Source organism: Thalassospira marina (genome assembly GCF_002844375.1).
GTDB classification, from domain to species: Bacteria; Pseudomonadota; Alphaproteobacteria; order Rhodospirillales; family Thalassospiraceae; genus Thalassospira; species Thalassospira marina.
Window position 1 is genome coordinate 2,966,753 of the sequence record NZ_CP024199.1, and the last position, 11,769, is coordinate 2,978,521.

An 11,769-nucleotide genomic window follows, 5' to 3' on the forward strand; every position below is an offset into this window, starting at 1 on the left:
TATCCTTTGATATCTATGTCTGAAGTTACGGTTTTCGGGCCTGGCAGGCCATTTTAGCCCTGCCAGAAGGTTTTAGAACAGATCAGCATCCCAAACCCGGATCAGTGTCGCGTGACCGGCGCCTTTACCAGCAGGCGTTCAAGGGCTGGCATAACGATTTCGCCGTAAAGGTCCGGGTTGCGGGCCGCACGGGCGGAAATCAATGCACCATGTACCACCGTCATCAAAATCCGGGCTTCTTGCAGCGGGGTTGCCTGAAGGGCCAGCAAACCGGCATTGTCACCGCGGGTTACAACCTCTGTCAGCCAGGATGAAAGGTCATCGAAATGGCCCTGTACTTCATCGGCGACATGATCGGGCAGTAACGCCATTTCAGATGCCAGCATCACACAGATGCAAAAGGGCAAAGGCCCTTCGCGCAGGCAACGCTGCCAGTGATCGACAAACATGCGCAGCAGCGCCACCGGGTCGTCATTTTCGGCCAGCACCCTTGCCAGCGTTTCGCGCCCGTTTTCGCGATATTGCAAAACCACCGCCTTTACCAGATCGGCCTTTGCCGAAAAATGGTAATGGATGCTGGCATTGGTGACACCCAGGGTCTTGGAAATATCGGCATAGCTAAAGCCGTTATATCCGCCATTGGCGATCAGCAATCTTGCAAGATCCATGATCTCGAGTGCTTTGGATGATGTTTTCTGGTTCATGTGAAAAACTTACTTACTAGTTAGTAAGATGACAACCATCAAAATGAACAACGTTCTGCCAATCCGCGCATACTGGCCCGTCCACAATGGCAAACCCGTTAAATTTCCATTTTAAAATCAGCATCTTACCTAAAAACAACATTCCAAAATGCCGTCAAACACCATTCCGTGAGCACGACGTGAACTTCCAGTTTAGCCACTTCGCCTGGCAAAAACAGATAGAATCAGCCCCAAAACCATGTCGCACGGCGGCGGCATTACCAACGCCTGCAAAACTGCCATCAGCCCGCACCCGCTTATTTCACCCCTTTGGCCTGAGCAGCGATATCAAGATAGCGTCGGACAATAGGCGACACCTGATGACGTGCCGATAAAATTGCCGCCTGCGAGGTTTGCCGGGCATCGGCCAGCGGCACATAACACATTCCGGCGATTCTGATTTCCGAAAGGGTTTCGGGCACAACGGCAATACCCAGGCCCGCCGATGCCATTGTCAAAACGGTCAGGGTATTGGCAACATGGGTAATATGTTGCGGCATATATCCCAAAATCGCGGCGATATGATGCAAATGATCGCCGTCATCCTCGCCCAGGGCATAAATGACAAAGCGTTCATCGCGCAGCGCATCGGCACGGATTGCTGGTTGGCTGGCAAGGGCATGGTCGGGCGACAGTGCCACGACAAAGGGCCAGGCGCCGGTGGGCTGGCATAAAATATCGGGGTGCCGGGGTGTGTTGAAATCGGGGACATAGCCGATATCAAGGGTGCGATGCATGATCTGGTCGGCCTGTTTGCGGGCGGGCAATTCGCATAATTCAATGCTGACATCCGGGCAGGCCGCACGAAACTGGCGTAAATCCTGCGATAAAAGACCACTGAAAAACGCATTGCCGACAAAGCCGATGCGAATACTGCCCAATTCGCCCTTTGCTGCCCGCCTTGCGGCATCACGGGCCTGATTGGCCTGATCCATGATCTTTTGTGCTTCGGGCAGAAATATCTGCCCCATGGGGGAAAGGGCCACCTGCCGGCTGGTCCGGTCAAACAGGGCACCGCCCAGTTCTTCCTCCAGCGCCTTGATCTGAATGCTAAGGGCGGGTTGGGCAATATTCAGCCGTGCAGCAGCACGGCCAAAATGCATTTCGCTGGCAACCGCAAGAAAATACCGGACATGCCGCAATTCCATGACGCGCAATCCATAAATTTTAGATATCAATAATTATATAAACGGCATTGGAAAATATCAATTAACCGGCAGAGCATGGGCCCATCACCCCAACAGGAAAGTGCACCCCATGCCAAGTTTTGACCGTATTGATGTTCACCAGCATATTATTCCGCCGCATTGGGCCGATGCCCTGCAAAAACATGGCGGCGACCCATCGGGCTGGCATATGCCGGAATGGTCGCCCGCAAAGGCGATTGAATTTATGGATCGCCTGCAAATCAAAACCGGTATTTTATCGCTTACCGCGCCGGGCATTGCCGGATGGCAAGGCGATGCCCGTTGCGATATGGCCCGTGCGGTAAATGATTATAGTGCCGATCTGGTCAGCCGTGACCCGCAGCGGTTTGGCAATTTCATTACCCTGCCCCTGCCCGACATTGAAAATGCCCTGCGCGAGATTGACCGTGGCTTTGACGAGCTGAATGCCGATGGCGTTGTATTGCTTAGCAATTATGACGGGCTTTATCCCGGTGATGCCGCCTTTGAACCGGTTTGGGCGGCGTTGAATGCGCGCAAGGCCGTTGTTTTCATCCATCCGACCAAGCCCTTTGGCCTTGATGTGATTAGGGGCATGCCTGCGCCGACACTCGATTACCCGTTTGATACCACCCGCCTTGCCGTGCAACTGGTATTTAACGGTGTCACCCGGCGCTATCCTGATGTGAAAATCATTCTGTCCCATGCCGGTGGCTTCCTGCCTTATGCAGCGCAACGCTTTGCCGAACTTGCAACCGCGATCTGCGAAGACATTACCGATGCCAATGCCGTGCTGGAAGAATTTCGCCGCTATTATTTCGACACTGCCCTGTCATCGAGCCAGTTTGCCCTGCCCAGCCTGCTAGCCTTTGCCAAACCGGGGCATATCCTGTTTGGCAGCGATTTTCCCTATGCCCCGGCGCGCATTGGTAAATCCTTTGCCGATCAGCTTGATGCGTCACCCCTGATCAGCGCGCCGGAAAAAGCCGCCATTAATCGCCAAAGCGCACTGGCCCTGTTTCCGCGCCTGGCAGGCTAATTTCCCCCCACCAGTAACCACATAAAAAGGGCGGCATTCCCCAACGGATGCCGCCCTTGTGTGTGCAAACCGCCTTTAACCCAGATTGCACTGGTGGCTGGCATGGCCCGCCGCACCGGTTAGTTTTAATTGCCGGGCCTTGAAGCGTTCGGCAACCCAGTCACTGGCCAGCAATATCCCCTCGGCCTTGCGCAAATCACGATGCACAATCAGCCAGATATCGGAATTCAGCGCTGAAATCGGTTGGGACACCCGCACAAGCGCCGGGTCATCATCGCCCAAAAAGCACGGTAAAATGCCCGCACCAATGCCACTGCGCATGGCATGTTGCAACATTGGTGTGGTGCCCGCACGAAAAACCGGTTTGGCATCGCCCAGATGGCCCAATATCCAGCGCTGGCTTTCATAAAGGTCGAATTCTTCGGCAAAGCACGCCCAGGGCGCATCGATAAAAATGCGATCCCGCGTCATGGCCAGCATGCTTGCCGCCAGCGAGGGCGCGGCATAAACCGCACAGGCAATGGAACCCAACCGCCGTGTAACAAAATCGCCGGTCAAAGGCAGGCCGTGGCGAACGGCAAAATCAGCCTCGCGCTTGGTTAAAAGCTGCGTGTCATCGGACTGACGAATTTCCAGAAACAGGCCTTCGGGCCGAGCGCCAATTTCGCCCGATAAAAACAGGGCCGACCACGGGCTGGCGGTCAGGCGTACCTGCCGGTCGCGCACACCGGAAATCGCATCACCCTGGCGGTGAAAGGCAAGGGCTGCGGTTTCCATCGCTTCGGCACGCGGCATCAGATCGCGCCCGGCATCGGTCAGGCGCAATCCTTCGGGCAAGCGGTCAAACAGGGTTACAGCCAGGCTTTCTTCCAATGCCGAAAGATGCCGCCCCACCGTGGGCTGGCTGATCCCCATTTCCATTGATGCGGCGCGCAGGCTACCGGCACGGGCAATGCCCAGAAACATGCGAATATGATCCCAATCCGGTGTCTTAGCGCTTAGCATTTCGTCCTGCCCTGATACTTGAAACAAACATTATCGCCCCCGCCCGCCAATCGCCAATCGCATTGCCATAACAACCGGGCAACAGCCCCGGTATGGCTGGCATTTCGCATCGTAATTTCATCGGCCCAAATGGGTGATACAAAAATGAATAACCACACCCAAAAACAAAGCATAGATATTCATTTCTGAAACAGCAACACTGGGCATGTTCATACAAATTCGAGAATTTTCATATGCCTGTTTTGCTGCTGCTTGTTTTAACCACTGTCACATGGGCCACATTGCTGGTGGCAAACCGTGTTGCCCTGCTGCAATTCCATGCCGATGCCTATGCCATGACCTGCTGGCAACTGGCATTTGGCGGGCTGGCATTGATCATTCTTTCACCGGGCCGGGCGATTCCCTGGCGGCAGTTTTCCATGCCGCTTAACTGGTTTTATGGTTTTCTGCGCGTTTTGACCGGTGTGACCTGGACGGCGGCTTTGATTTATATTTCATCGCCGCAAAGTGGCATTTTGTCGCAAACCGGGATGCCGATGGCCGCCCTTGCCGCGACTTTTATTCTGGGGCGCCCACCGCATAAAAGCGAATGGATGGGCCATATCGTATTGCTGATCGGTGCGGGCTGGATGGCCTGGCACCTGCCCGGCGGTTTTTCCAACCCGGCAGTATGGCTGATGCTGGCAAGCGAGGTTACGGCGATTTCATCCTCGGTCGTGGCGGAAAAACACCCGCATAACCAGGTGACCGATAGCTGGGCGCATTTGCGCTTTACCGGGGTGCTGTTGCTGATCACATCGGTCATGTTCCTGATTTTCCCGCCGCTGATCGGGCTGGTCGCGCCAATTGATCTGCCGTCGCTGTCGCTGGAAAACTTCTTTGGCCTGCCAACACTTTTATCAGGGCTGGTGATTGGCGCGCTGTTGCGCGGCCCGGCAATGGTGCTGACGTTACGGTCCATCAAGCTGGCCGGAATTGAAACATACATCCTTGCCACCAGCTTCCTGCCCTTTGTCCTGTTGGGGATAGAGGCCATTGCCGCGCGCTTCACAACAACGCCCAGCCCCAAACCCGATAGCGTTTTCTGGATCTGTGCGGGGCTGGTCACCACCGGCATTATCATGATCACCCTTAGCAAACGGCAGGGTGCCAAAAACAAAACCGCCCGCCTTGCAACACGGGCAGCCACCCCGGCCACCGCCGCAGCCCAGCAACAATAAACACCCCTCCCCCGCCCCACGGGACAGACGGCGCCAGACGATCGGCGTCGTCTGTTTTTTTATGGGCACAGGATGGGGTGATGAATAATGCCAGCAGGCTTAAAACCACCAACAGCCCGACGGCTACAGCCTCAATGCACGTGTCAGTCCGCCCCGAATCACCCCACCCCCACTGGCTTGAAAATCCCCCCAAAAAACCAAAACCCCCGAACTGCAACAGCAATTCAGGGGTTCGGCAAACCGCGCAGGCGGGGTCGGGGGGGGGGAAGAACATGCGCGGTTTATAAGGGGGCCGATCAAACAAAACAGGGTTGATCGGCCAATGTCGTTATCCGTTAGTGGGCCGGGGCAGATGCCCCCTGTGTTTGCGGTTTCTTTGCCAATGGCAGCAGGATCAATGCGACCACAAAGGCCGCCGCCATGACCAGATGCACATCGTTAAAGGCAATCATGGTGGATTCACGGGTCAGAATATTGCCAATCGATTTCATCGCGGCCGATGCCGGTTCGGCAATGCCAAGGGCATCGTAACGGGCGGTCAATGTATTCAGGTATTTCTGATACATCGGGTTCGCCGGATTGATATATTCTGCCATATGCGTCCAGTGCAGGTCGGACCGGTTATCAAGCAGGGTGTTGATACAGGCCAGACCAATGGCACCACCAAGGTTACGCGTCAGGTTAAACAGGCCCGATGCGTTTTTGATTTTGTCGTGCGGCAGGGTCCCCAATGCCAGATTGGTAATGGGCAACATGCAAAACATCAGGGCAAAACCACGGATCGCCTGGGGAACCAGCAGTTCATCAAAGCCAAGCTGGCTGTTTTGAAACCCGTTCAGCCCCACACCAAGTGCAAACAGCGCCAATCCAAACCCCAGCAAAACCCGGGGTGGCAAAACCTTCATCAGGCGGCCGGCAATCGGGGCGGACAGAAACTGGCAAATGCCGGTTACCGCCATGATGGTGCCGATTTGCAAGCTGTCAAATCCACGCACACGGGCCAGTTCAAGCGGCAGGATATAAACACTGCCATAAAGCCCGATACCCAGCGTGAAACTGAAGATACAGCCCATGGAAAAGTTTCGATCCGCAAAGGAACTGAGATCAACGATCGGCTTTTCATAGGTGAACATGCGCCACAGGAAATATAGCCCTGACAACGTACAGATCACCGCACCATAGGTAATGGCCTGATCATCAAACCAGTCATTTCGCGGGCCTTCATCGAGCACATATTCCAGACTGCCCAGAAACGCCGCCATCGCCAGCAGGCCTTCAAAATCAAAGCCCTTGAGAAGCGAACGGTCGCCCTTGTCGATGCGCAGGGTCATGGCAACCACGGCACCAACCAGAATACCGGGCACAACGTTAATCAGGAACAGCCAGTGCCAGGAAAGCGACTGCGTCAGATAGCCCCCCAGCGTCGGCCCGACGGTAGGTGCCATCGTCGCGATCAGGCCGATCAGGACACTGGCCCCGTTCTGCCGGGATTTGGGGAAAATGATATAGGTGGTGGCGAACACCGTCGGGATCATCGCGCCGCCAAGGAAACCCTGAAGTGCGCGAAACAGGATCATGCTGTTGATCGACCAGGCCATAGCGCTAAAGACGCTCATGATCGTAAAGCCTGCCGCCGACAGCACAAACAGCCAACGGGTGGAAATCAGCCGTGACAAAAAGCCAGAGAGCGGAATCATCACCACTTCTGCGATCAGATAGGATGTCTGAACCCAGCCAATTTCATCGGGGCTGGCGGACAAACCTGCCTGAATATCTTCAAGCGAGCTGGCAACGATCTGAATATCAAGGATCGCCATGAACATGCCGATGACCATTGCGATCCAGCCGATGAAATGCATGGGATCAACATGGTCCGGCCCCTGCGGAGCACCGCCGCCCGGCTTGCCGCCGCCAGCGCCATTACCCGCACCTGCCCCGCCACCATGACCGGCATTTGCCGGTACGCTGGTCGTATCACCCTGTGCATCGGCGGTTTTGCCGGTTACCGGCACCGATGTATGGGGTTTGTGTGCCGGCAGGCTGGCATTCGGGCTGCCGGTTGGGCGGGCTGTTACCGTTGCAGCCGGTTCGGCCTGCGCGGTTGTAACATGACTGGTGACACCGCGATCGGCCGGGTCGGCACGAAGGCTGCCAGTTTGGTCAGGCGCAGACAGGGCCGCGTCATCTGCCGGGCTTTGTGCGCCGGAAGCATCGCTGGCCATATCCTGGTCCTGTTTCATTTCCCGGTCCTGTTTCATTTCCCGTTCCTGATCCCGGTTGTCATCAACCATTATTGCCGCTCCGATACTTCGCGGATCTGGGCCTGATCCGGGGCAAGGCCCGTGCCCGCGGCATGCATTTCGCCCGAGGCATCACGCACATCAACATTCACCACCACCGAAAGGCCGGGACGCAGGGCGTTGGCAACGGGGCTGGGGTCAAGTTTGATGCGGACCGGGACGCGCTGGGTAATTTTGGTAAAGTTGCCCGTTGCGTTTTCCGGCGGCAGCAGGCTGAACTGTGCGCCTGTGCCCGGTGCGAAGCTTTCGATGACGCCGGTAATTTCGGCATCCGGGAAGGCATCAACCTCGATATTGACCTTCTGGCCCGGGGCCATATGGCCGATCTGGGTTTCCTTGAAATTGGCAACCGCATAAACGCCGGGCAGCGGCACCAGAACAGCAAGCTGCTGACCGGGCTGCACCAGGGCACCAAGCTGCACCGAACGATTGCCAATGACGCCATCAAACGGCGCAAAAAGGCGGGTATCGTCAAGCGACTGCTGGGCAAGGTCAAGATCAGCCTGGGCTTCGGAAACGGCCCGTTCAGACTCGACCTTTTGTGCCTTGAGCACTTCAAGCTGGCCCTGCTGAACAGCAAGGGTTGCCTTCGACGCCGTGACCTGTGCAATCGCCTTGTTACGATCGGCCACTGCGTAATCATATTTCTGGCGGCTGGCCGCACCCTTTTTGACCAGGTCTTTATACCGGTCAAAATCTTCGGCGGTTTTATTCAGGTCAACCTGGGCGATGGCGACATTGGCCTGTGCCTGATCGATGGATGCCTGTTGCAGGGCAATCTGTTTGTCCATCGTATCAAGGGCGGCAATGTGCGATTCCAGCGCAGCTTTCGCCTGGTCATATTTCGCCTGATAGTCGGCATCGTTGATCACCATCAGAAGGTCACCCTTCTTGACGGTCTGGTTATTTTCAACCAGCAGCCGGTCGATATAGCCCGAAACCTTCGGCGATACGGCCACCTGGTCGGCATGAAGATAGGCGTTGTCGGTTTCTTCGTGGTAGCGACCTTCCGTCGCCCAGTAGAAGCCGTAATACGCACCGCCACCAATTGCAGCTAGGGCAATAATCGGCAGCAGGATTTTTTTGACGCTCATTTTGTCTCTTTGTTCCTTTTGGTATTGATCAGTACCATTTCGTGCAATATGGTACCCACCAGTACCTTTGGTCAAGTTTTAAATTGACCCAAAAATGGAATGGCACCTTGTCCGAAACGAAAAAAATTGATCCACGCACGGAAAAACGGCGGGAAGCGATCATCGAAGCGGCCCGCGAACTATTCTGTGAACATGGGCTGTCTGGAACGACCCTGGAAATGATCATCGCCGAAGCTGGCGGATCACGACGCACCATCTATGAATTGTTTGGCAACAAGGATGGTGTGTTTGAGGCCGTGATTCGAAATTGCACGGGCCGCGTGACCAAAATCATGCGCGACCTGCCCATTTCGGAAAAACCGCTGCGCGAAACGCTGATCGACTTTGGCGAAAACCTGATGACGGTTCTGACCCAGTCCGACACATTGCGCTATATGCGCATGTTTCTGGGCGAGGTTCCGCGTTTTCCGCATCTGGGCCGTGTCTTTTATGAAAGCGGGCTTATGACCGGGCGTCGCCTGCTCAAGGAATATTTTGAACAGCAGATCAAGCTGGGCCGTTTCCCCAATCATGACCCGGAACAGGCAGCACGCTTTCTGGTCAGTCTGATCAAATCCGATTACGACATTCGCCAGCTTTCATTCGTGGGCTGGGAACCGCGCACGGGTGATTTGAACGAACATGTCACCCTGGCTGTGGACATGTTTCTGGCCGGATACGGGCTGGGCAAGCCAATTACCGACCAGAAAGAAACCCAAAGCCCACAACTGCGCCAGGCGGAATAACCGGCAAAGGCCGCACACCCGGCAATGCTACGCGTAAGACACCCCTTTATATAAAGGCAGTTCCGATGGTGGGGCTTTGCCTGTTTTTTCGTGTCTGAAACCTGCCCAAACGGGCGGTTTTCCGCGCAGATCGTTTTTTGTTAAATTATCTTGCGCAGGAAGTTGTGCGAGCCTATTTGATTTTGCGCGCGCATCCTGTATGTTGCGATCTCCCGACGCGGCCAGGGCGCTCCCTCGCGCGCCGGATAGTTTGACCCACCTTGTCAAATGGCAGCCGCGCTGATACCTGGCAGCGGCCAGAAAGGGAGTATTTTATGAGCAAGATTCAAGTGAAGAACCCGGTCGTCGAACTCGACGGCGACGAAATGACCCGCATCATCTGGGACTTCATCAAAAACAAACTGATCCTGCCGTATCTCGACATTGACCTGAAATATTACGATCTTTCGGTCCAGAAACGTGACGAAACCAACGACCAGATCACCATTGATGCTGCAAATGCCATCAAGGAACATCGCGTTGGCGTCAAATGCGCAACCATCACCCCTGATGAGCAGCGCGTTGAAGAATTTGATCTGAAGAAAATGTGGAAATCGCCGAACGGCACCATCCGCAACATCATTGGCGGTACTGTTTTCCGTCAGCCGATCATTTGCTCGAACGTGCCGCGCCTGGTTCCGGGCTGGACCCAGCCGATCGTTATCGGCCGTCACGCTTTCGGTGACCAGTACCGTGCGACCGACTTCAAGGTTCCCGGTGCAGGCAAGCTGACGATTAAGTTCCAGCCGGCAGACGGCGGCGAGCCGATCGAACATGAAGTGTTCGATTTCCCGTCTTCGGGTGTTGCAATGTCGATGTACAACCTTGATGACAGCATCAAGGGCTTTGCACGCGCTTGCATGAACTATGGCCTGTCGCTGGGCTGGCCGGTTTACCTGTCGACCAAAAACACCATCATGAAAGCTTATGATGGCCGTTTCAAAGACCTGTTCCAGGAAGTTTTCGACGAAGAATTCGCCGACAAGTTCAAAGAAGCCGGTATCACCTATGAACACCGCCTGATCGACGACATGGTTGCATGTGCGATGAAGTGGAATGGTGGTTTCGTTTGGGCCTGTAAGAACTATGACGGCGACGTTCAGTCTGACACCGTTGCGCAGGGCTTTGGCTCGCTGGGTTTGATGACCTCGGTTCTGATGACGCCGGACGGGCAGACCGTTGAAGCAGAAGCAGCACACGGCACCGTTACCCGCCACTACCGTCAGCACCAGCAGGGCAAAGAAACCTCGACCAACCCGATTGCATCGATCTTTGCCTGGACCCAGGGTCTGAAATACCGTGGCGAATTCGACGATACCCCGGAAGTTGTCAAATTTGCTGAAACCCTTGAAAAAGTCTGCGTTGACACCGTCGAAGCTGGCTTCATGACCAAGGACCTGGCACTGCTGATCGGCCCGAACCAGAAATGGCTGACCACCAACCAGTTCCTCGACAAACTGGACGAAGGCCTGAAAACCGCAATGGGCATGTAATTGCCCGGCAGGTTTGCCTTTGAAAATACGAACCCCGCCAGATTTTGTTCTGGCGGGGTTTTGTTTTGGCGGCCTGGCAAATGATAGTGCAAGGCCGCTGGCTGCTATGAACACCGGCCTTCACCTATCCCTGCCCATCAGGGCTGGGCGGTTGGACGGACAATGATTTCGCCCACATCAACATCGTCGGGTTGTTCGATGGCAAAGGCCATGGCACGTGCTAGCGCATCGGGCGAAATGGCAATATCGGTGCCTGCTTTTTCAAGGCGTTCGCGCATTGCGGGGTCGGTGATGTGGCTGGCAAAGGCAGTTTGTGTCATGCCCGGCGATATCACGGTCACACGAAAATCCCTGCCCGCTTCCTGGCGCAGCCCTTCGCAAAAGGCGCGCACGGCAAATTTCGTTGCCGAATAAACCGATTGCCCGGCAACGGTTTTATGCGCCGCCGTTGATGCCGTGGTGATGATATGGCCGCTTTTTTGCGCACGGAAAATCGGCAAAACCGCCGCAACACCGTACAGCACGCCTTTCAGGTTGATATCGACCATGGCATCCCATTCCGCCACCCTTAACTGGTCCAGCATCGAAATCGGCATCACACCGGCATTGTTGATCAAAACATCAACCTGCCCATAGGCCGACAGGGCCGCTGCCACCAGGGCGGAAACCGACGCTGCATCGCTGACATCCACAATCTGGCTTTGACAGATCCCCCCTGCGGCGGTGATTTCGTTTTGAATGTGCGAAAGCCGTTCCTGGCCACGCGCGCCAATCATGAGCCGCGCACCTTTGGCCGCCAGCAAGCGTGCCGTGGCCGCGCCAATACCGCTGCTGGCCCCGGTCAGGACAATAACTTTTCCGTCGATACCTGCTGTCATGGTTAAT

10 protein-coding genes are annotated in these 11,769 nt (G+C 55.5%); 4 read left to right on the top strand and 6 right to left on the bottom strand.

Going from position 1 to position 11,769, the window contains the following annotated elements; all coding sequences use genetic code 11:
• Nucleotides 1-101: 101 nt before the first annotated feature.
• Nucleotides 102-704, bottom strand: coding sequence for a TetR/AcrR family transcriptional regulator (locus CSC3H3_RS13530; RefSeq protein ID WP_101285168.1), 603 nt, complete (start codon nucleotides 702-704; stop codon nucleotides 102-104).
• Between the two features lie 296 nt (nucleotides 705-1,000).
• The gene (locus CSC3H3_RS13535) at nucleotides 1,001-1,891 is read right to left on the bottom strand and encodes a LysR substrate-binding domain-containing protein (protein WP_101285169.1); all 891 of its coding nucleotides are present in this window, start codon (nucleotides 1,889-1,891) and stop codon (nucleotides 1,001-1,003) included.
• Between the two features lie 109 nt (nucleotides 1,892-2,000).
• Here CSC3H3_RS13535 and CSC3H3_RS13540 point away from each other — a divergent pair, with 109 nt between their 5' ends.
• A complete protein-coding gene (locus CSC3H3_RS13540; protein WP_101285170.1) occupies nucleotides 2,001-2,948 on the top strand; it encodes an amidohydrolase family protein in 948 nt (315 codons plus the stop codon).
• A gap of 75 nt (nucleotides 2,949-3,023) precedes the next feature.
• Here the strand turns inward: CSC3H3_RS13540 and CSC3H3_RS13545 are convergent, their stop codons facing one another.
• Nucleotides 3,024-3,953: a LysR family transcriptional regulator gene (locus CSC3H3_RS13545; RefSeq protein WP_101285171.1), complete on the bottom strand. Its 930-nt coding sequence runs from the start codon at nucleotides 3,951-3,953 to the stop codon at nucleotides 3,024-3,026.
• A 233-nt stretch (nucleotides 3,954-4,186) separates the two neighbouring features.
• Here CSC3H3_RS13545 and CSC3H3_RS13550 point away from each other — a divergent pair, with 233 nt between their 5' ends.
• Nucleotides 4,187-5,173 (top strand): EamA family transporter, encoded by a 987-nt coding sequence (locus CSC3H3_RS13550; protein ID WP_101268308.1) that lies wholly within the window; start codon nucleotides 4,187-4,189, stop codon nucleotides 5,171-5,173.
• 335 nt (nucleotides 5,174-5,508) lie between these two features.
• Here CSC3H3_RS13550 and CSC3H3_RS13555 read toward each other — a convergent pair whose 3' ends face one another.
• Nucleotides 5,509-7,464 (bottom strand): DHA2 family efflux MFS transporter permease subunit, encoded by a 1,956-nt coding sequence (locus CSC3H3_RS13555; protein WP_342751340.1) that lies wholly within the window; start codon nucleotides 7,462-7,464, stop codon nucleotides 5,509-5,511.
• Nucleotides 7,464-8,567, bottom strand: a complete 1,104-nt coding sequence (locus CSC3H3_RS13560; RefSeq protein ID WP_101268310.1) for an HlyD family secretion protein — start codon at nucleotides 8,565-8,567, stop codon at nucleotides 7,464-7,466. The genes CSC3H3_RS13555 and CSC3H3_RS13560 overlap by 1 nt, the downstream gene beginning before the upstream one ends.
• Before the next feature lie 107 nt (nucleotides 8,568-8,674).
• Between CSC3H3_RS13560 and CSC3H3_RS13565 the strand changes: the two genes are divergently transcribed.
• Nucleotides 8,675-9,352: a TetR/AcrR family transcriptional regulator gene (locus CSC3H3_RS13565; RefSeq protein ID WP_101285172.1), complete on the top strand. Its 678-nt coding sequence runs from the start codon at nucleotides 8,675-8,677 to the stop codon at nucleotides 9,350-9,352.
• 314 nt (nucleotides 9,353-9,666) lie between these two features.
• Entirely contained in the window at nucleotides 9,667-10,884 is a 1,218-nt protein-coding gene (locus tag CSC3H3_RS13570; protein WP_101268313.1) for an NADP-dependent isocitrate dehydrogenase, read from the top strand.
• A gap of 137 nt (nucleotides 10,885-11,021) precedes the next feature.
• On the opposite strand, the gene CSC3H3_RS13575 is transcribed toward CSC3H3_RS13570, so the two are convergent.
• On the bottom strand, nucleotides 11,022-11,762 hold the full coding sequence (locus tag CSC3H3_RS13575) for an SDR family oxidoreductase (protein ID WP_101285173.1): 741 nt from the start codon (nucleotides 11,760-11,762) through the stop codon (nucleotides 11,022-11,024).
• Nucleotides 11,763-11,769 lie beyond the last annotated feature (7 nt).